The organism is Vibrio qingdaonensis (assembly GCF_026191675.1).
GTDB classification, from domain to species: Bacteria; Pseudomonadota; Gammaproteobacteria; order Enterobacterales; family Vibrionaceae; genus Vibrio; species Vibrio qingdaonensis.
Genome location: NZ_JAKRRY010000007.1, coordinates 106,745 through 126,672 on the forward strand (window position 1 = coordinate 106,745; position 19,928 = coordinate 126,672).

The following is a 19,928-nucleotide window of genomic DNA, read 5'->3' on the forward strand; positions in this document are numbered from 1 at the left end:
GGTTTTGCCATCATTCGTCGTTCATAGTGTTGAACTAATTTCGTTATTGCGTAATTAAATGGCTAATTTGTCTCGTAAGTTGTAGTACGCTGCGCCCATCGCCGTCATTGGAATGGCAAAATGACGTCCACCAGGAAAGGCGATATGAGTCAGTTGTGCAAACGCATCAAAACGCTCTGCATGGCCAGCTAAGGCTTCAGCCAGTAACTTGCCCGCTAGGTGTGTACACGTAACACCGTGACCACTGTATCCTTGTAGGTAATAGATATTGTCAGCGAAAGCACCAAATTGAGGCATACGCGAATACGTCAGTAGGAAGTTACCCGTCCACTTATAGTCAATACCAATCCCTTTCAATTGTGGGAAGATTTTCTCCATTTTCGGACGCAATAACGATTCAATATTTTCAGGGTCGCGAGCGCCATATACCACACCACCACCAAACAGCAGACGCTTATCCGCGCTCAATCGGAAGTAATCCAATAGATAGTTACAATCTTCAACGCAGTAATCTGACGGTAGAACTTGCTGCAATTGCGCGTCAGTTAATGGCTCGGTTGCCACTACTTGCGTACCACAAGGGATCGCTTTATTACTGATGTTTGGTGCCAAGCCACCTAAATAAGCATTGCCTGCTAACACCATGTACTTGGCTTTCACGCTACCGTGCTCGGTATGGGCAACTGGGTTAGCGCCTTTCTCTATTCGTGTTACCCCTGACTGTTCGAAAATTCGACCACCTAGCGCCGTCACTGCCGCGGCTTCACCTAACGCAAGTTTAAGTGGGTGGATATGTCCACCACTCATATCAAGTAGCGCACCTTTATAGGCTTTTGTGCCAACCGCCGTCTCTACTTCACCTGCATCTAACAAACTGAGTTGGTCGTTGCCATAGCGTTCCCAGTGCTTTTTATGTTCTTCTAAACCTTTCATTTGTTTAGCGTTTAGAGCGGTAAACATGCCGCCTTGCTTGAAGTCGCAATCAATATTGTGCTTATCAATTAAGCCGCGAATAATACTGCCGCCTTCAAAAATCATATCGCAGAGTGCTTTTGCTTGTTTTTCACCGTAGCGACTTTCAATTACGTCAACGTCACGGCTGTAGCTATTCACAATTTGTCCACCGTTACGACCCGATGCGCCAAAACCCACTTTTGCGTTTTCTAAAATAACAACCTTAAAGCCTTTCTCTGCTAAATGTAGCGCCGACGACAAACCTGAAAATCCAGCCCCAACGACACACACGTCGCACTCGATATTGTCTCGTAGTTGTGGGTACTCACTTACATTCAAGATTGAGTCCGCGTAGTATGAATCTGTATGTTTATTCATTATTCAATTCCTTGTTGTTGCCACGGCTTGTTTTATCCCGATAGGGCTAAGCATGACGGTACTAAGCGCTACTGGCCTAAGGTTGGAGACGTATCCACGTCGTTTTGGTTTCAGTAAACTTCTCAATGGCGTGGATCGATTTATCTCGTCCGTTTCCGCTCATTTTAAATCCACCGAATGGGACGGTCATATCGCCCTCGTTGTAGTTGTTCACCCATACAGAGCCTGCTTCTAGCTGCTTAGCAACACGGTGAACTCGATTTAGGTTATCACTCCAAAGTGCGGCACCCAGTCCGTATTTAGAGTCATTGGCAATTTGAATGGCTTCTTGCTCAGTTTTGAATGAAATCACACACAGTACTGGACCAAATATCTCTTCCTGTGCCACGCGCATTTTGTTATCAACTTGGTCGATAATGATTGGCTCCACAAAAGCACCAACACCTTCTACATCACCACCGCAACGCACAACAGCCCCTTCGTCTTGAGCCAGTGTTACGTAACCTAACACCTTTTCTTTGTGCTCACGATCGATCAGCGCGCCCATAGACGAAGACGGATCCATGGGATCTTTTGGCATAAAGCGTTGCGCTGCCGACATCACTTTATCAATAAATATCTCTTTAATGCTTTCATGGACTAGCAACCGAGTGGCTGCAACACACACTTCACCTTGGTTATAGAAACATCCCGCTGCCGTTTCTGCCGCCGCTTTGTCAAGGTCTTGATAATCTTCAAATACAATATTGGCGTTTTTGCCGCCCGCTTCTGCCCACACTCGCTTGAGGTTGGTTTCACCAGAGCTGATCATCAAATGCCCAGCAACACGAGTCGAGCCTGTAAAGGCAATACAATCAACATCATCATGTCTTGCTAGTGCTTCACCGGCTTCATGACCAAACCCGGTGACCACTTGGAATACGCCACTTGGGATCCCTGCTTCGTTGGCCAATTTCCCAAGGAAAATTGCACTCAGCGAAGACTTTTCGGAAGGCTTAAGAATGACACTGTTGCCTGCTGCTAACGCCGGACCGAGTTTCCAGCTTCCGAGCCAAAGTGGGAAGTTCCATGGCACGACCGCCGCCACGACACCAATGGCTTGATGGGAAACAAACGCATGGACATTTTTTTCAGTTGGAGCGACCTCACCGTACACTTTATCAATCGCTTCTGCGTACCAACGAATGGACTGGGCGGAGCCTGGAATGTCCGTCGACACACTGTGTGATATCGGCTTACCCGTATCCAGTGTCTCTAACATGGCTAACTCTTCTGTATTGGCATCAATGAGCGCGGCAAATCTCATTAGTACCGCTTTACGATGTGAAGGGGCACTCTGGCTCCATTCACCTTCGATAAACGCTTGCCTCGCGTACTTAACCGCAAGATCCACATCGCCAGATTGACAGCGAGGAATAGTCGCTATAATTTCATCTGTCGCTGGATTGACGACCTCTAGCGTTTCACCTTGTATTGCATCACGATACTCTCCATTTAAGAAAGCTCGCTGCTCTATCGCTAATGCGTCTTTAAATTCAATCCATTGCTCTTGCGTTTTCATACGCGCTCCTTGCTTACCTCAAGGCGCTAGAATGCTTTAGGCGTGTGGGCACTAATCATTCTGCATGCCTTATCGGAGTGGTTAGTAAATTTGTGAGGAATCGTGGTATCAATAACGTAAGACTCACCCGCTTTAATCAGATAAGTTTCGCCATCGTATTCCAGCTCAACTTCACCGTCTAAGACGGTGCCGACTTCCTCACCTTCATGTTTAATATTGGCCGAACCTGTTGTGCTATGTGGTGCATACTCTTCAATCAGGAATCCAATTTCTTGTTTATTACTGCCATTGCTGACTAACTTCATTGAAACTAACTTGCTGCCAATTTCAATCAATTCATCACTCTTCACCAGCACTTTTACTTTTTTGTCACTCTGCTGCTCTAATGTAAAAAACTCAGAAAGTGACAATGAAAATTCGTTCACTATTTTTTGCAACGAACTCACCGATGGACTGACTTTGCCATTCTCGATAGAAGAAATCGCACTGTGCGTTATACCTGCTCTTTCTGCCAATTCTCGTTGTGACCATCCACGCTCTTTTCTTAGGTGCGCAATATTTTTACCAATTTGCTGGTTGTCCATTATTCAGTCCTTAAATCAATCTGAAGCGGACATAATAAATTCTTTAAATAAAATTTGTGAGAAATGATTGGTTTTTGCTTGCCATTCTGGGTGCCACTGCACGCCTACGAAGTATTTCTGCCCAGGTAAACTAAATGCTTCGACGAGACCATCTGGTGCTTTCGCCTCGACTCTTAGCGCGCTTGCCAGCCTTTTTACACCTTGGTTGTGCAATGTATTTACTTCAAATGAGGACGTATCTTGCCATTGTTCTTGCTGCAACCATTTTGAAATAACGCCACCAGCCTCAACCAACACAGGATGAGCAGGAGCATACTTTTCATCAAATGCTTCAACGGGGTTTTCACGGTGATCGTTGTAGCCAGACTCATGCACCGCAGGATCAAGCGAGCCTCCCAACGCAACATTCATTTCTTGGAAACCACGACAAATCCCTAAACACGGTATGTTTTTATCAATGGCGTGACGTATCAACATAATCGCTAACTCATCTCGGTCTTCATCTTTTTTTGCTTCTTCATGTGTCCCGTTATAGCGGTGAGGCGCAACATTAGAGTGACTGCCAGGAAACACCAATCCATCGCAGATACTGAGTACCTGATCAAGTTCAGAGGCTTCAATAGAAGAAGGAAGAATAAGAGGCGTTCCTCCAAAGTCTTTGATTGCCTGAAGATAAAACTCATTCAGCGCTTGTATCTGGTAACCAGCAAGTGACTTCCTGCAACTTACGAGTCCGATTATTGGTTTTCTTACTTCAGACATTGTCACATCCATGTTCGATTTATTTAACAAAAACACTACAAGCGATGTGCGAAATTATCAACACCCTCGTTCGAAATAGATGCCAAAATGTGATTGCCATCCCTATTTTGGTTAAAAAAAACACTAATTTCGTTCGAAATATTGAGCAAAAGGCGATCAACTGTTACAAATTAGTTAACAAAATACAAATGCAAAACAAACTGAATTTATCCAATATCAAATAAAATCAAATGGTTAAATTGATATTTGGTCATTAACCATATTTTAAGCATGGTTTTTGTAGTGAAGTTGTTAAATCAAGCCTCAGTATCACTGATTACACGTGGCTATCAGGAGTAGTAAAGATGGAAGCATATCTACAGGAAGTTAAAAATTTTCGCCAAAAGTGGCCTGAAATTGAGTACGTTGACCTTATATTTACCGACCTAAACGGAACCCCAAGAGGTAAACGAATTCCAGTTAATGCACTGGAGAAGCTCGCTAAAGGCGTCGCACTTCCTCTTTCAACTATCACATTGGATACAAAAGGTGCCGTGGTTGAATCGGCTGGGTTGGGCGAAGACCTTGGTGAACCCGACAATCTATGCTTTCCCGTTCTAGGAAGCCTATTACCGACGGCAAAAGAGCAAACCGGGCAAATTTTGCTCAGCATGATGGAAGATGACGGCAAAACTCCCCACCACCTTTTCATCCGCAATATTATCGAGCGTATGTTGAATCAGCTTCACAGCAACAATCAATTTCCAGTCGTGGCACTTGAACTTGAATTTTACCTTATCGACAAGGTGCGCGGTGAAAACGGTGAGTTGCAGACCGCCATTAATCCAACTAAAAACCGTCGCGAACGCGATACCGAAGTGTACGACGTCGATGGGCTTGATGATTATGCTGATTTCCTTTCAGATTTAAACAATGCCGCAGCGCAACAAGGATTGAACACCGCTGGGGCACTGTCTGAATCGGCTCCGGGGCAATTTGAAATTAACTTCAACCACTCCCAAGATGTAATGCGTGTTTGCGATGAAATCATCTTTTCAAAACGCCTAATCAAACAAATTGCTCATAAACACGGCTTTGATGCCACGTTCATGGCTAAACCATTCCTTGAAGAAGCGGGCAATGGCCAACACATGCACATCAGTCTGGTTGACGATAAAGGTAATAACCTGTTTTCTCAGCCAGATGACTCTGCCAGCCCGCTTTTTTATCAGACTCTTACCGCTATGTTGTCTCATATTTCTGACTCGATGGCACTGCTGTGTCCTAACGTCAACTCATACCGTCGCTTTGTCCCAGGTGCTTATGTACCAACCAAAGCCGATTGGGGTGAGAACCACCGAGGCGTTGCACTGCGTATTCCAATCAGTGATGGAAAAAACCGACGTATAGAACACCGCATTGCTGGCGCTGACGTTAACCCTTACATCCTCGCTGCCGTTGTACTCTCAGCAGTACTAGCGAGTAATAACTATAACCAAGATCAATGTCCTCCTGCTCTGAGCGATACTGCTATCGACTTGCCTACGCGCATGTCCGATGCCCTAACTCAACTCGAAAACAGTGAATTAGGTGAGTATTTTTCTAAGGACTTCATCGATCTCTATCTTGCTTGCAAACAAAGTGAACTCATCGAATTTGAGCGCATCATCACGCCGCTAGAAATCGACTGGATGTTACACTCGGCATAACAGAAGGAAATTGTTTTTATGACTACCCAAACCAAGGCGCTGGATGCGCCGTTTAAGCTCAGCAGTAAACACGTGGCGGTAAGCCTTAGTATCGTGTTCCTATTCATTACTTTTACCACCATTGGACTGAATCACGTTCCAGGAGAAAGTTATGGATGGATGAGTTTATTACCGACAAGTTTAGTTTTGGTCTTCGCCTTAACGACACACCGCACCGTAGAAGCACTATTTAGTGGCACTATTGCAGGTGTCTTGCTCATTAATCCTACTGAAGCTGTTGAGCAAATCGTTGGCATCTCTATGGATGTCATGATGAATGAAACCATTGCTTGGATCATTTTGGTCTGTGGCCTAATGGGCGGATTAATTGCAGTGCTAGAAAAAGGCGGCAGTATCCTTAGCTTCAGCGACATGCTAGTGAATAAAGTTAAAAGCCGTAATCAATCACTTTTGATGACCTTTTTCCTCGGTATTTTAATTTTTATTGATGACTACCTTAATGCCATTGCCATCTCATCATCGATGAAAAAAATCACCGATGGCTATCAGGTTTCTCGTGAGAAGCTTGCCTATATGGTGGACTCCACGGCTGCCCCCATCTGTATCTTAGTCCCTATCTCCACATGGGCAATCTTCTTTAGTTCACTGCTTGAAGCCAATGGCGTCGCAGAACCAGGACAAGGTATTGCCGCCTACATCGAAGCCATTCCTTATATGGCTTACGGTTGGGTAACATTGATCATTGTATTCTTAGTCGCGATGGGAAAAATGCCTGATTTAGGCGCAATGAAAGCAGCAGAAGCCCGTGCTAAATCGGGTCAAGTAAAACCCGATGGCGCGACCGATATCGACTTTGGTGCCGACATCAAAGCCCACTCAAATCCAACCATGGGACTGATTAACTTCCTATTACCTATGGTAGTTTTAGTGGGTGCAAGTTGGTACTTTGGGATTGACCTGCTTGCTGGGGTATTTGTTGCCATTATCTTTACTATCTGTTTTTACGGCATCCAAAAACTCGTGACGATGAATGAGCTATTCGATGCGGTTTACGATGGCATTAAAGTCATGCTATTGCCACTTGCAACCGTTATTGGCGGTTTCATGTTAAAGAATGTCAATGATTCACTTGGCCTAACTCAGTTTGTTATTGATACCGCGAGCCCTTATTTGTCTCCGCAATACTTTCCAGCTCTTATCTTCTTGATTACGGGTGGACTTGTCTTTGCATCAGCATCATCGTGGGGCACATTCGCAGTCGCGATGCCAATCATTTTGCCTCTAGCAAATCAAATTGGTGTGCCATTGCACTTGACCATTGCAGCGATGCTATCCGCTTCTGCGGCAGGTAGTCATTCTTGTTTCTTTAGTGACTCTACCGTACTGTCAGCTCAGGGCTCAGGCTGTACATCCATGCAGCACGCAACCACTCAGTTCCCATATGCTCTGATTGGTATTATCGCGACCACTCTATTCTTTATCGTTGTTGCCTAAGTTAAGAGATAGCCAACAAGGATAAAACTCAAAAGGGATGCCACTCAGCCGGCATCCCTTTTTTTATCCCTACCCATCAACGATTGTTATTCATCAACAATTGTTACCTGTCAACGATTGTTACCCATCGATGAATCAAGCCAATCACTAGGAGAGTGCTTTCGCCACATACCAACAATCGGCTTCTATCTCATATCCTTGTGACTTTGCCCAATTTAGCCCTTCGGCCACCAATTGTTTCGCGACACCTTGACCACGGAAAACATCAGGAACAAAAGTATGAGTAAAATTAACGCTATTGCCATTCAATTTATAATCCAACACTCCCTCTTGTCCGTCTTTACTGTACACAAAGCGCTTTCTTTCGATTTGATGTTCAATCATGATATCTCTCGTTCTAACTGCGTTAAATAAGACTGCATAAACTTCATTCTCATCATCGCCTCACTCCGACCTGCCTCTGTCCGCATCGTTTTGGCGATTGAAAATAACTTGGTATAAAAGTGGTCGATTGTAAATTGGCTATCATCTGGCGACCTTTCTGCACAAAACGGATCATTCGCTGAGTATAATGTTCGCCCTAAGCTTGCCGAAACTTGAATGCAGCGTGTCACACCAACGGCGCCCAGAGCATCTAACCTGTCAGCATCTTGAACCACTCGTGCTTCTAAAGACGTCGGTTCAATATTAGCCGAGTAACTATGGGCCACAATCGCATGATGAATAGCACTGATATGGTGACCTGGATAGCCAATTGTCGACAAAAAATCGCTGGCTTTATTGGCGGCTATGAATGAACTTTGCTTTCTCTCAGGATGATCTTTGGGGTAAGTAAAACAGTCATGTAAAAACGCGGCTGGCAGTACAATGTCCAAATTAGCTCCCTCAGCCACCGCAAGTTGCGTCGCGGTGTTCACCACGCGCAGAACATGGTTTAAATCATGCGCAGGGTCTGTGGTCATTTCTTGCTGTATAAACTCAACTAGCTTTGGTCGCCATATTTTCTCAAACACTAATGGTTCCCCTGATTAAAGTTACGGCTTGTCCCGTTAATTCTATGCGATCTTCTTTCAACATCATGCCGACATAGCCACCGCGCTCTGACGCCTGATAGCCAATCAACGAACACTTGTTAAGTTGCTCTGCCCAATAAGGCGCAAGCGCGCAATAAGCTGAACCGGTAACAGGATCTTCATCCACACCAATCCAAGGAGCAAAGTAGCGGGCAATAAAGTCAATATCAGGGCGACTAGACTGCGCGGTCACGACCATCGCTCGTCCATCACACGCCAATAATTCATGAAAATTTGGGGTCAGTTGACGTAGCGTTTCTTCGTGTTTTAATACAACAAAATCTTTGCCCCCTTCAAACTCCCCCCAATACGCTACATCGTCTTCTTTAAGACCTAATGCTTCGTATTTTTTGGGGTTTGGTCGATCGCAATTTTCTGCCCGATACAAGGGAAAGTCGAGCGAAATACGCTCCCCACTCTTTTGAGCATGTAATTCCCCAGATAACGTTTGAAAAGAGCCTTTTCCATCCACTAACAACCCGAGTTCATCCATCACGTTTACCGTGGCCAAGGTTCCATGTCCGCACAGTGCAACTTCAACCTGCGGCGTAAACCAACGCAAGCGCCTATCTGCGAGAGATAGAAAAGCAGTTTCCGATATTGCCATTTCTTTGGCAATCGACAGCATTAGAGAAGCAGGCAGCGGGTCTTGAGTGATGCACACACCAGCTGGGTTTCCCTTAAAAGGCTCGCTAGTAAACGCATTAACCTGGTAGATATCTAACTGCATAACGACTCCTTAGTGACTGCTATTAGTTATAGGATAGATAATAATAGCTCGAGAGGGGAGAAATTATTTTGAATCATGATCTTACTTCATCTGCTGGCGTATCAAATTGACAACGCCAACAACAAAGTACATTCGAAGGAAAATACATGCATAAGAAATGTCACCTTCCCAGTAAGATATGCGCCTACTGCCAAAAACCTTTTGTTTGGCGCAAACGGTGGCGACTCAATTGGCAGCATGTTAAATATTGCTCACGACGCTGCGCGTCTGCCAACCCCGCTTCCATAAGTCAAAACTAGCGTCGGAACAGGTGCTCTAACCAGGCGCTACGCTTTATATGTGATAGGCACTGAAACGAATAAAATGAACTACAACCGGTCAATACGGTTAAGGTTAAACTCCGCCGTCACCAAGTGTTCATCCTGCACCTCAGGTGCCATACGATCCCATGTCCGATAGATCATCGCTGTACGCGGGTTGGTTGCCAAGCTGTCACGGTGTTTATGCATAAACCGCCAATAAAACCCGTTAAACGGGCAAGCTCGCTTTCCAGAGCGAGCTTTTACGTCGTAATGGCAGTCCGCACAATAGTCGCTCATTTTATTGATATAGTTACCACTGGAACAATAAGGCTTAGTTGCGATTAACCCGCCGTCAGCGTAGAGTGCCATCCCTCTAGTGTTTGGCATTTCAACCCATTCTATTGCATCAATGTATATCCCTAGATACCAATCATCCATCTGACTCGGGTGCAACTCGGTCAACAACGCAAAATTTCCGGTCACCATCAGACGTTGAATATGATGAGCGTATGCCCACTCTAATGACTGTGAAATGGCATGTTGCATGCAACGCATGTTGGTCTTGCCTGTCCAATAAAAATTGGGAAGCGGACGAACAGCATTGAGCGCATTCTTTTCACGGTAATGCGGCATATTCGCCCAATACATACCACGAACATACTCTCGCCAGCCTAGTATTTGACGGATAAAGCCCTCTATTTGCGCTAGAGATATCGCTCCTTGTGAGCGATGGTATGTTTCCAGAGCACAGTCAATCACTTCATGAGGACTAAGCAATTTGCAATTGAGAGCAAAAGACAATCGGCTATGATAAAGACTCCACATACTGTCACTGTCTGCCGTCATTGCATCTTGAAATTGTCCAAAAAAAGGCAAACAAACCTGACAAAAATGGTTCAGTAATGAAATAGACTGTGGACGATCCACTGGCCAAATAAGTTGATCTCCTATTTCTCCGATATGTTTTAAATGATGTCTGTCTATTCGGGCAATAACGTTGCTTGTGGGGTTCGCAAACAGTAACGGAGAGGGTATTTTTTCAACGTCTTTCTTTTTAAGCTTACTTCTATTTTCCGCATCATAATTCCATTTCCCACCCAATGGTGTACGTTCATCTTCCATTAGCACCCCAAAGCGTTTTCGCATTTTCCGATAGAAGTGCTCCATAACCACATGTTTTTCTGGATGAAAATATTCTGAAAGTTCTGAAAATGGCAGTAAAAAGTGCTCGGTGTCGACCTCAGTAACCGTGACGCCCTCGACGTCAAATTCCATTAATTGCTTCCGCAGCCTAAATTCATCGGGACGCTGATATTCAAGTTCATTCGCACCATATTGAATAAGTAACGAAGTGAGCATATCTGTCAGGTTATCGAAGCATTCGGTTCTATCGAGATCTAGATAGTCGACGTGATGACCTTCTGAGCGTAAATGCTTGGCGAAAGACATCATCGCCAAAAAAAAGGCGACTTGTTTCTGAATGTGATGTGTCGTGTATTCCGACTCTTGCTTGAGCTCTGCTATCACGTAGACCACATTGTCTTCAGGTTGTGCCAACCAAGAATGTTCGTGGTTCAACTGGTCACCTAAAATAAGGCGTAACGTCGTCTTCCTTTTCATGCCTCCCCCTATACCTCTCCAATTGGCCAATCGCTAGCATCGACAACATCGGTTGCATTCTGACTGCTATCGCCTCGCCATTTCATAATAAACGCTCGCTCTGGATCATAACGCTGCGTCTGTTTGTGTAGATCAAATCGGTGACTAGCTCTTGCAGCAGAACCTACCCCTGCAATGTACTGCCAGTTCCCCCAATTTGCGCCGACGTCGTAGTCAATCAGTGCTTGTTGGAAGTAACTCGCACCAAAACGCCAATCAATTCGTAGTTCATGCACCAAACAACTCGCAGCTAGCTGACGACCACGGTTAGACATATAACCCGTGGTGTTAAGTTGCTTCATGCATGCATTGACGATAGGGAAAGCGGTTGTGCCATGGACCCACTGTCGAAAAAGGCTAGCGTTATAAGTGGTAAGAGGCTTTTTACCTTGAACCCCTTCAAACGCAAAAAGCTTGGTACCGTATACCTTGCTATACCAAAAGAAATACTCTCTCCAAAGTAACTCAAAAAAAATCCAGTATGTCGATTCATTTGCGGTGTAACGCGCCTCATAGGCACGCAACTGTGCCAAAATGGTTCTCGGTGATACATTGCCATTAGCCAACCATAACGAAAATTTCGTTGAACTCGCCCAATCGTCAAGCTCATTACGCGTTTGCTTGTAGGACGATGCCGCACGCGAGCCAAAGTAAGCTTGGACATGTCGAAGCCCACTGTCTTCCCCGCCATAAACCCACTCCCCGAGTTGGTTATGACAAGAGGTTGGCAACCTTTCCAATGAGCTAGACAACACACTTTGCACTGGTGGAGGTAATAAGGTCACCGTCGCGCTAGGCGCATTGACTTCTAAGGTTTCTACTTGCTTTTTAAAACGAGAAAAACTACTGGGAAAAGAATTAAATTCGAACGGTAGAAACTCTTGCTGGAATAAAGTCGCGTTGTCGTCACGAGTAATATGAATGTGGGTACAATGAATGCGAATCTGAGAGACAATGAACTCGACATACCAACTCGAAGATAATGCAACATACAAGGTCGTCACTCGATATCGAGAAATAATCGCGACTAATTCACCTATAATCTGGCTAAGATCCTTATCATGAATTAAATGGAGAACTTGACCAATCTCGACCAATGAAGCTGACAATTGTGCTCGTGATTGATGGATAAATTGAGCTTTAGCCTGGCCAGAACAAATAATAGGCGAGAACCTTGATTCAAAATGGGTTCGTATTGTATCAACATGAACACAATGAATCCTCGTCATCTCAATACTCGCTTGCAACAACAAACGGTTATCATGCAACCGCATGTCATTGTGAAACCAATAAAGTCCGATTTGCTCCGCCATAAGAACTTTCCTGTTTTTTTTAACGTAGCTTTAAGTACGAGTGGTTAAGCCTAATCGTTTATTTCATAGTAAGATTTATCGATCGTTCACAATAGACAAAGGGGACTACCATCCACTCATCGCTAAATAATAACCAAGGATGGGTTATTATTTTTTCTATCCATTCATCCACTAAGTAAATACAACACACGGTAAATGGGAGCATGGTCACGTTAATCAATAATCAATAGAACAAAACAAAGATTTCAAAAGTGACAATGTGGTCAACTCATAAGATAATTGACCTAAAGAACACTAAATACATACTCTTAGATGGCAACGTTCATGCCATTCACTGATATAGAGTCAAGGGATGCAAAAACCATGAAAAAAAACAATTTCCAGAAATCTGCAGCTAATCTAAAAAAAGCAGTTCCTCTTATGGTTAAGCATCATGTTCCAGCCACGCCTGCTAACTATGCGCTATGGTATACGTACGTCGATCAAACCGTTCCGGAGCTCAACGAACAAGTTGACGCACTACTTAAAGACTACGATGTGCTTCCTCCTGTTAACGCGAATACGCTTTATAGGGAGCATATTGCCAATAAGGCAGAAGTGGATCTTGGCAACCTCAAACAAAATATGGAAGCTTTAGTCAGTGAGGTTTCCAGCTCAATGACAGACGCGATAGCCGATACCTCGGACTTTTCGAAAGTGCTCACTAAGAGTTTTGATGGATTAAGTTCTAGTATCGAGGGCAACAATAACCCAACTTTGGACGAGGTCATGCCATTGATCCAAGAGTTGGTTGATGAAGCTAATGACATTCGACACTCGACCGACTTTATTCACAATCAGCTGAAAAGCGCCAGTGACGAGATTAGTCGTCTAAAAATCGAACTGGCTAAAGTACAATGTAATGCAATGTTCGATAGCTTAACCTCAATATACAATCGCGGCGCATTCGATGCGGACCTCACCATGTTCTGCGACGCCAAGCAACCAATGAGCCTCATCTTTCTCGACATCGATCATTTCAAGAAATTTAACGACGAACTAGGGCACCTATTTGGCGACACCATACTAAAAGGGATCGCACAACGCCTAAAGCAAGCCTGTCGTGGTGGTATTAGCGCTTACCGATTTGGTGGTGAAGAATTTGCCCTAATTGTCCCAAACAAATCGCTACGAGTTGCACGTCAAATGGCCGATACCATAAGGTTATCGATTGAAAAAATGGCCATCAAAGATCGTAAAAGCGGCAATAAAATGGGTAACGTCACCGCTTCATTTGGTGTCGCTGAGTTTGTTGACGGTGATACCTATGACAGCTTAGTTGGCAAAGCTGACAAACAGCTCTACGATGCCAAACGCTCGGGGCGTAATCGTGTAATGCCCTACTAAACTGCCTGTCCCCATACATACAACGTAGAAGTTTGACACAACTTGCTGTTGTGTCGCTTCAGTGGAACATTACGTTCAAGTACGATTACCATTCACTGACAAACATCACTCCACCACCAAATAGTCTGCGATGTTAACCTCGTCAATTTGACTTGGCAGCAAGAACTTCTCAGCGAAAATACGATAAACCCCTGACTCTAAGAACAATCGAAACAAATCCCCATCCAAATGATGGTCTTTCACCATAAACGACATGATACGTAATGACTCAGACAGCGTTTTAGGCGATTTATACGGTCTATCTGCACTCGTTAGTGCCTCAAAAACGTCCGCGAGTGCCATCACCCTCGCCGTCACCGGCATATCTTCCCCTTTTAGGCCCAACGGATAGCCAGTCCCATCCATTTTTTCATGGTGCCCACCTGCAATGCGCGGTACATCGGTCATATTTCTCGGGAAAGGTAGACTCTCTAACATACGGATCGTTTCGACAATATGATTATTAATGATGTAGCGCTCTTCTTCATTTAATGTCCCCCGTCGAATTGATAAGTTATAAATTTCGCCCAGGTTATTTTGATATTGAGTGCGCTTTAACTTAAAACGTTCATCATTCTTGTGTGAAGCTCGCCACGGCACTTTTTGTGACTCTGCGTCAGTTAATACCGAATTTTTTATCCCTGCAGTAAATGGATGATCGTCATATCGTGCACGCTCCTCCCATGATAGTCCTAAACGCGGATCTAACGTTTGTTCCCACTGTCGTTGGGCGACAAGGTGGATTCGCGCAATCGCGTTATCATCAAGAAATTCACCTCCGATATTGGTTTCGGCAACAAACGCAAAGTCATCATCAAGCTGCTGCCACTGTTTTTCTAACTGTTGCATAGATTCAGCGGCTAAAGGCTTGTCTAAAGCTTGACTCAATACGTCAATATGAGCATCTCGCTTTAATACTTCAAAACGTGTGCGGATTTCATGAATTCGATTATAAATGGTTTCTAGTTTCGTCGATTTATCGACGACATATTCCGGTGTTGTGACTTTTCCACAATCATGTAACCAAGCCGCTAAATGCAATTCCTGCCACTGTTCATTATTCAGTGTAAACTGTGCAAATTCACCTGTATCTGTATCCACGGCGGCTTTCGTCAGCATTTCCGTGAGAACAGGAACACGTTGGCAATGATTGCCGGTGTAAGGCGACTTGGTATCAATCGCCCCAGCCATGACCTCAATAAAAGATTGCATCAGCGCCTTCTGATCGGCCAAAATTTGTCTCGTTTCAATGGCCACAGAGGTGTATTCCGTTAGGGATTCAATATAGGGCAATTTGCGCTCAAGCAACGCATTAACCTGATCGGATGCTAGGGCTAAGCCAAATCCTCCTAAAAGTGAACCACGCCTATCAAACAATGGTATGCACAAGAAAGATTCACCGGGCTGGATATTTTGAATAAACTCAGCCGCGTCCTGATAGCCGTATACCAGTGTTGTGTCCTCGACCAAAAATTTTTCTCTAAATTCCTGTAGATTCGACTCATTCAAATTAATGCTTTTTAGCGCATCCACCGACAATGCTTCACCACTAGAAGACATGGCGCAATGAGGCGTTAACGTCTCCTCTGAATCAGATAAGTAAATGTATGCCTTACTTGCACCGGTCGACGCTAACGCTTCAACATGCAGCAACTCTAGCAATTTATCGAGGTCGTACTCTTTGGCAATATTTCGCGTCAAAGTCAGAAAGTTAGAGATCGTCACTTGCATCGCACAAAGCGATTGGGAAAGGTCATGAATCTCTTTAATATGCGATGATGATTCATTGACCGCTTTAAAATCAAATTGCTCGATCCGCTGCGCACGCTCCGTCGCCCTTTTTATCGGTTTCGATATTCTTTGCGCAATCACATACACAAACGGCAGTGCCACCGCCAGTAGAATCAACGACGCGTAAATCGATGTTTTTGCTATAGCTTGCGATTTACCCAATAGCTCACTCGACTTGACGACCATCAACAAATACAGATCATGTCCTGACGCCTGAGGTGATGGTTCTATACGACCAATCCACCGCTCCCCTAGCGCTTCAAATTCTATTGAACGTTTTAACGCCAAACTGATTTTACTGACCGCTTCTTTTACTATGGGATTGGCAATATCATCAATATGTAAATTCGCGCTTCTTCTAACCTCTTCTTGGACTTGAACGAGAGCTGGATTACTGTAGGCGTACAGCCGATTATTGCCATCAAATAACACTCTAAACGAAGACTCTCGGGTTACGGATTCGGCTAATACATAAGAAACTTGCTCTAGCGTCAAATCCGCTGCAATAACTGCACCGTTTGACGCCCTTTTGGAAATTGTTGTGCCTATTTTATCAACTAAAGAGAGGTAATATGGGTTTGATAAGGACAATTGGTCAACCGCCGCCTCTTGATACCACGCCTGGTTTCTCGGGGCAATGTGTAACTTTTCTCTCTCCTCTGTCACCGTTAAGTGGTGCACATGATTAAACTCATAGCTCACCAAACGTTCATCATGACTAGAATAATTAAAAACAATGTACTCAGTATGGGGGCGAACCTTTAACGCTGCACGCATCTTCTGGCCGTAAAGTTGGTAAGCCATCAAAAAATCCCCATCAGGGAAGACAATGGAATAAGACAGAACATAAGGGCTAGACGACAACATACTAATGATTTCAGGCATGACTTTCACACGATCGTCAGCATCAAGGTATCTAGCGAGTTCGCCTTGAGATAACGCTTCTACGGTAGCAAAGGCAGGTTGATAATGAATCGTCAGATTCGCTTGGGTTTCTTTCGCTATACGGTCAAAAAGATGCTCATTTGCATCAAGCAGCACTTGATGCAAACCATTTTGAGTCAACCAAATTTGAACCCCACATACCGATAAGACCACAACTAAAAACAAACTTGAGATATGAATATGTAAAGGATATCGGAACCAACTGCGATTGTTTCGCTTTGCCGTCATTCAACTTCCCTATTTCTTATTATGCTAATAGCAAGAATAGGTTAGCTTTGCTCATTTCACATGGTGTTAGTAATTAAATAAGGCTGAATATCATCAACATCCATTTGCTGAGGCAAAATATGCTGATGCGCATAATCGAGGTACACGTTCGAAGTGAGAAACAATTCAAAGAGTTGCGTATCTAGGTGTCCGCCCTTTGCCATATGCTTCATAATAGCTAAGGTTTCTGACAGTGTTTTAGGCTGCTTATAAGGTCTGTCCTGACTCGTCAGCGCCTCAAACACATCTGCAATCGCCATTGCCCTAGCTGCGACTGGCAATTGTTCGGCTACTGTCCCAAGCGGGTATCCTTTTCCATCCATTCTCTCGTGATGGCTACCCGCCAACAAAGGAACATTCTTTAAATGTTTAGGAAAAGGCAATCGTTCTAACATCCGTACTGTCGCGATCATATGGCTATTGATCGTATAACGCTCTTCCTTATTCAGCGTGCCTTTCTGGGTGGACAGGTTATACAACTCGCCCAAATTATTCTGATATTTCCCAGCTTTAAGTACAAAGCGCTCCTCGCTTTCAGGTGCTTTCCCCCACGCTATCAAATGTTGGGCACCATCACTCAAAATGCACTCAGCTTTTTCGCCAGTAAACACTGTCGTACCGTAGCGCGCTCGCTCTTCCCATGACAACCCTAGATAAGGATTAATCGTTGCCATCCAAGATTGCTTGGCAATGGTCGCCAATTTATCTCGCGTACCTACATCCAAATACCCTTCACCGACATTCACTTTTGCCACCAACGCGAAATCCTCATCTATTTGTTGTTTACTTCGCTTAAGTTCCGCCCTTTCCTCGGTGCTTAAGGCGAACTCTGGCTTAGAGTGGTACACACTAAGTTCCGCATCACGTTTGAGTATTTCAAACCGCATTCGAATCTCATGAATACGGTTGTAAATGGTTTCCAACTTACTCGATTTATCAATCACGTGTTCTGGTGTCGTCACTTTACCGCAGTCATGCAACCATGCTGCGATATGAAGCTCTTCCCACTGAGCTTTCGTCATTGTGAATGCGGTAAATGGACCTGTCGTTTGCTTTTCTGCGGCTTTGGTTAACATCTCAGTTAAGATCGGCACTCGCTGGCAGTGATTCCCAGTATAAGGTGACTTCGTATCAATGGCTTCTGCCATCACTTGAATGAAGGAATCCAACAATTCACGCTGCTTAGCGAGCATTGTCTGAGTTTCAATGGTGACCGATGCATAAGCGGCAAGCGTTTGAATATATTCAAGGTTATCCTCAAGCACTAGGTGCTCATTAGCACTATCAAACCCTAAACCCAGCCCACCGATCACGTTTTTGTGCCTATCTATTAAGGGGATAAATAAGACATTGTCGGTGTCTTTTTCACGCGTGATATAAGGTAAAACATCCTCTGATGGGACGTAAACCGGCTGTTTCATCTGGAAAAATTGGTATGACTCTTCGACTAGACGCGGATCATTTAATGGCAAAGCGCTTGCTTGCGACACATCCACTTCCCCTTGCGTTTTCACGTTTATGTATCTTGGTTCAAGTAAAGTTTCATCGTCGCTGATCAAATATATATAAGTACTATTCGCCAGTGTCGCTTCCGCGGTTTCTTTGCATACTAGCGCTAGCATTCGCTCTAGATCGTCTTCTTTTGCCATTGCATTGGTCAACGACAAGAATCGTTGTATCGTTAATTGCATCGCACTGAGCGACTCTGACATTACTTTAATTTCAGAAACTTGGGTTTGTTCCTGCGTTGTCTCATTAAACTTAAAATGCTGTATTGATTTGGCTTTGTCTGACGCCTGACGTATTGGTTTCGCTAACCACTGTGACATGTAATAAATGCAAGGTAACACCAATAATAACGCAAAAAATGAACCTGCAATGGAGCGCTGAGCCACCGCGTTTGCGTCCTTAAGTAATTGATCCGATTTTACCGCCATCGCCAAGTTAAATAATTGGTCACGGGTTCCTTTTAGGCGATCGATTTTTACTACCCATTTCTCACCTTTATAAGTGATCTCTTTTGCTTGTTCACCAAATTCGACAACATTAGCAGTACTTGCGATTAATGGGTGGGCAATGTCGGTCAGTTTTAGTGGTATCGCTTGTCGTAACGCGTCTCTCACTTGAAATAGTTCAGGTTGGCTATACGCATAAACATTATAATTATTGTCATATAGAACTCTTAACGCATCGCGACTTTCATCCGAATCTTGTAGTACCGTAGAAACTTGGTCGAGCAAAATATCCACCCCAAAGACAGCGCCATTCGTGGCTTTCCTGTGTAAAGTTATGCCGGTTCGGCCTAAGATCGGCATAAAATAGGGTTTCGATACTTGAGACGTCGTCAGTACCGATGTGCGAAACCAATCCCCTTTTCTTGGATCGAGCTTTAGATCGTTAATAATCTTCGTTTCGAGCAGTACTAATTGGCTATTGTAACTTTTAACCACCAATTCTTGAGTCACAACACTGTAGTTGAAGGCGGCGAACTCAGTATTCGTATTCACCTGCATTTTCTCTCGGATAGCATCATTTTTTACCCGAGCTACCGCCAACCATTCCCCATCAGGAAATCCGGCTTTCATTGAAAAAATATGACGATGCGCTCGGAGTAGAGAAACCAATTCAGGTACAAACGCAAAGCGTTTATTGGGGTCAAGCTCTCGGATCAATTCGCCAGCGGAATAGGCATCAACAATGCTAAAAGCCGGCCCAAAGTGATAAGACATATTACTGCGAGTCTCGCTAGCAATACGCTCAAATAAATTTTCGTTCGCATTCAATAGCACTTTATTTAGGCTAGATTGTGTAATCCAAATCTGAACGCCACAAACCAACACCACCAAAATAACGAACATGGCCGTCATGTGTACATGAAGGGGTAAGGCGCATTTTTTCTGATTTTTATGAGCGTTCGGCATGATGGATAACATATTGAATTAACACAAGCTAAGACTAGTTGAGAACGGAGTGTAGGAGAAGAGAACAATTGATATTTGACA

General features: G+C 44.2%; 15 protein-coding genes. 4 read left to right on the forward strand and 11 right to left on the reverse strand.

Going from position 1 to position 19,928, the window contains the following annotated elements; all coding sequences use genetic code 11:
* Positions 1-54 precede the first annotated feature (54 nt).
* The 4 genes from MD535_RS07770 to MD535_RS07785 all read right to left on the reverse strand — a co-directional run bounded on the left by MD535_RS07770 (position 55) and on the right by MD535_RS07785 (position 4,239).
* A complete protein-coding gene (locus MD535_RS07770; RefSeq protein WP_265674306.1) occupies positions 55-1,332 on the reverse strand; it encodes an NAD(P)/FAD-dependent oxidoreductase in 1,278 nt (425 codons plus the stop codon).
* Between the two features lie 76 nt (positions 1,333-1,408).
* Positions 1,409-2,893, reverse strand: a complete 1,485-nt coding sequence (locus MD535_RS07775) for an aldehyde dehydrogenase (RefSeq protein ID WP_265674307.1) — start codon at positions 2,891-2,893, stop codon at positions 1,409-1,411.
* A gap of 26 nt (positions 2,894-2,919) precedes the next feature.
* On the reverse strand, positions 2,920-3,477 hold the full coding sequence (gene puuR / locus MD535_RS07780; protein ID WP_265674308.1) for an HTH-type transcriptional regulator PuuR: 558 nt from the start codon (positions 3,475-3,477) through the stop codon (positions 2,920-2,922).
* A 15-nt stretch (positions 3,478-3,492) separates the two neighbouring features.
* Positions 3,493-4,239, reverse strand: coding sequence for a gamma-glutamyl-gamma-aminobutyrate hydrolase family protein (locus MD535_RS07785; protein ID WP_265674309.1), 747 nt, complete (start codon positions 4,237-4,239; stop codon positions 3,493-3,495).
* Between the two features lie 344 nt (positions 4,240-4,583).
* Here MD535_RS07785 and MD535_RS07790 point away from each other — a divergent pair, with 344 nt between their 5' ends.
* Both MD535_RS07790 and MD535_RS07795 read left to right on the forward strand, forming a co-directional pair.
* Positions 4,584-5,927: a glutamine synthetase family protein gene (locus MD535_RS07790; RefSeq protein ID WP_265674310.1), complete on the forward strand. Its 1,344-nt coding sequence runs from the start codon at positions 4,584-4,586 to the stop codon at positions 5,925-5,927.
* Between the two features lie 18 nt (positions 5,928-5,945).
* The gene (locus MD535_RS07795) at positions 5,946-7,421 is read left to right on the forward strand and encodes a Na+/H+ antiporter NhaC family protein (protein ID WP_265674311.1); all 1,476 of its coding nucleotides are present in this window, start codon (positions 5,946-5,948) and stop codon (positions 7,419-7,421) included.
* A 147-nt stretch (positions 7,422-7,568) separates the two neighbouring features.
* Here MD535_RS07795 and MD535_RS07800 read toward each other — a convergent pair whose 3' ends face one another.
* Genes MD535_RS07800 through MD535_RS07810 form a run of 3 tightly spaced genes read right to left on the reverse strand, consistent with a single transcriptional unit; the run spans position 7,569 to position 9,224 of the window.
* The gene (locus MD535_RS07800) at positions 7,569-7,805 is read right to left on the reverse strand and encodes a GNAT family N-acetyltransferase (protein WP_265674312.1); all 237 of its coding nucleotides are present in this window, start codon (positions 7,803-7,805) and stop codon (positions 7,569-7,571) included.
* A complete protein-coding gene (locus MD535_RS07805) occupies positions 7,802-8,383 on the reverse strand; it encodes an HD domain-containing protein (protein ID WP_265674352.1) in 582 nt (193 codons plus the stop codon). Before MD535_RS07805 ends, MD535_RS07800 begins: the two co-directional genes overlap by 4 nt.
* Before the next feature lie 43 nt (positions 8,384-8,426).
* Positions 8,427-9,224, reverse strand: coding sequence for a PhzF family phenazine biosynthesis protein (locus tag MD535_RS07810; protein WP_265674313.1), 798 nt, complete (start codon positions 9,222-9,224; stop codon positions 8,427-8,429).
* Between the two features lie 146 nt (positions 9,225-9,370).
* On the opposite strand from MD535_RS07810, the gene MD535_RS07815 reads away from it, so the two are divergent.
* Positions 9,371-9,523, forward strand: a complete 153-nt coding sequence (locus MD535_RS07815) for a DUF2256 domain-containing protein (RefSeq protein ID WP_265674314.1) — start codon at positions 9,371-9,373, stop codon at positions 9,521-9,523.
* Between the two features lie 69 nt (positions 9,524-9,592).
* Here the strand turns inward: MD535_RS07815 and MD535_RS07820 are convergent, their stop codons facing one another.
* Both MD535_RS07820 and MD535_RS07825 read right to left on the reverse strand, forming a co-directional pair.
* Complete coding sequence (locus MD535_RS07820) at positions 9,593-11,146, reverse strand: cryptochrome/photolyase family protein (protein ID WP_265674315.1); 1,554 nt, start codon at positions 11,144-11,146, stop codon at positions 9,593-9,595.
* A gap of 8 nt (positions 11,147-11,154) precedes the next feature.
* Positions 11,155-12,498 (reverse strand): DASH family cryptochrome, encoded by a 1,344-nt coding sequence (locus MD535_RS07825; RefSeq protein ID WP_265674316.1) that lies wholly within the window; start codon positions 12,496-12,498, stop codon positions 11,155-11,157.
* A 363-nt stretch (positions 12,499-12,861) separates the two neighbouring features.
* Here MD535_RS07825 and MD535_RS07830 point away from each other — a divergent pair, with 363 nt between their 5' ends.
* Complete coding sequence (locus MD535_RS07830; protein WP_265674317.1) at positions 12,862-13,884, forward strand: GGDEF domain-containing protein; 1,023 nt, start codon at positions 12,862-12,864, stop codon at positions 13,882-13,884.
* Positions 13,885-13,989: 105 nt separating this feature from the next.
* On the opposite strand, the gene MD535_RS07835 is transcribed toward MD535_RS07830, so the two are convergent.
* A complete protein-coding gene (locus MD535_RS07835) occupies positions 13,990-16,887 on the reverse strand; it encodes an HD domain-containing phosphohydrolase (RefSeq protein ID WP_265674318.1) in 2,898 nt (965 codons plus the stop codon).
* Positions 16,888-16,943: 56 nt separating this feature from the next.
* Entirely contained in the window at positions 16,944-19,847 is a 2,904-nt protein-coding gene (locus MD535_RS07840; RefSeq protein WP_265674319.1) for an HD-GYP domain-containing protein, read from the reverse strand.
* Positions 19,848-19,928: the final 81 nt, after the last annotated feature.

What these genes read in the sequence shown, in the direction of transcription:
- MD535_RS07770 (WP_265674306.1), bottom strand. Translation starts at nt 1,332, where the DNA reads ATGAATAAACATACAGATTCATACTACGCGGACTCAATCTTGAATGTA.
- MD535_RS07775 (WP_265674307.1), bottom strand. Translation starts at nt 2,893, where the DNA reads ATGAAAACGCAAGAGCAATGGATTGAATTTAAAGACGCATTAGCGATA.
- puuR (WP_265674308.1), bottom strand. Translation starts at nt 3,477, where the DNA reads ATGGACAACCAGCAAATTGGTAAAAATATTGCGCACCTAAGAAAAGAG.
- MD535_RS07785 (WP_265674309.1), bottom strand. Translation starts at nt 4,239, where the DNA reads ATGTCTGAAGTAAGAAAACCAATAATCGGACTCGTAAGTTGCAGGAAG.
- MD535_RS07790 (WP_265674310.1), top strand. Translation starts at nt 4,584, where the DNA reads ATGGAAGCATATCTACAGGAAGTTAAAAATTTTCGCCAAAAGTGGCCT.
- MD535_RS07795 (WP_265674311.1), top strand. Translation starts at nt 5,946, where the DNA reads ATGACTACCCAAACCAAGGCGCTGGATGCGCCGTTTAAGCTCAGCAGT.
- MD535_RS07800 (WP_265674312.1), bottom strand. Translation starts at nt 7,805, where the DNA reads ATGATTGAACATCAAATCGAAAGAAAGCGCTTTGTGTACAGTAAAGAC.
- MD535_RS07805 (WP_265674352.1), bottom strand. Translation starts at nt 8,383, where the DNA reads ATGACCACAGACCCTGCGCATGATTTAAACCATGTTCTGCGCGTGGTG.
- MD535_RS07810 (WP_265674313.1), bottom strand. Translation starts at nt 9,224, where the DNA reads ATGCAGTTAGATATCTACCAGGTTAATGCGTTTACTAGCGAGCCTTTT.
- MD535_RS07815 (WP_265674314.1), top strand. Translation starts at nt 9,371, where the DNA reads ATGCATAAGAAATGTCACCTTCCCAGTAAGATATGCGCCTACTGCCAA.
- MD535_RS07820 (WP_265674315.1), bottom strand. Translation starts at nt 11,146, where the DNA reads ATGAAAAGGAAGACGACGTTACGCCTTATTTTAGGTGACCAGTTGAAC.
- MD535_RS07825 (WP_265674316.1), bottom strand. Translation starts at nt 12,498, where the DNA reads ATGGCGGAGCAAATCGGACTTTATTGGTTTCACAATGACATGCGGTTG.
- MD535_RS07830 (WP_265674317.1), top strand. Translation starts at nt 12,862, where the DNA reads ATGAAAAAAAACAATTTCCAGAAATCTGCAGCTAATCTAAAAAAAGCA.
- MD535_RS07835 (WP_265674318.1), bottom strand. Translation starts at nt 16,887, where the DNA reads ATGACGGCAAAGCGAAACAATCGCAGTTGGTTCCGATATCCTTTACAT.
- MD535_RS07840 (WP_265674319.1), bottom strand. Translation starts at nt 19,847, where the DNA reads ATGCCGAACGCTCATAAAAATCAGAAAAAATGCGCCTTACCCCTTCAT.